This window comes from Pseudomonas sp. PNPG3 (assembly GCF_023093815.1).
Lineage (GTDB): Bacteria > Pseudomonadota > Gammaproteobacteria > Pseudomonadales > Pseudomonadaceae > Aquipseudomonas > Aquipseudomonas asiatica.
Genome location: NZ_JALLKV010000304.1, coordinates 1 through 247 on the forward strand (window position 1 = coordinate 1; position 247 = coordinate 247).

General features: G+C 66.0%; 1 protein-coding gene. It reads left to right on the plus strand.

Features of this window, described 5'->3' with window-relative positions; genetic code table 11:
- On the plus strand, window positions 1–247 hold a 247-nt coding region (locus tag MJ643_RS31155; protein WP_247727377.1), incomplete at both ends, for an NGG1p interacting factor NIF3.

A 247-nucleotide genomic window follows, 5' to 3' on the forward strand; every position in this document is an offset into this window, starting at 1 on the left:
TTGTCTTCGCGCCCGAGTCCGACCGCGACAGCGTGCTGAACGCCGCGTTCGCGGCGGGCGGCGGCAGGATTGGCGACTACCGCGAATGCTCGTTCGGCACCGAGGGTACGGGCACGTTTTTCGGAGAAGCGTCGACGAACCCTACGATCGGTCAGGCAGGCCGTCGCGAGTCGGTGCACGAGTGGCAGCTCGAGATACTGGCGGAGGAAGACGTACTTGCTGCCGTACTCGCCAGCGTTCGCAAGGC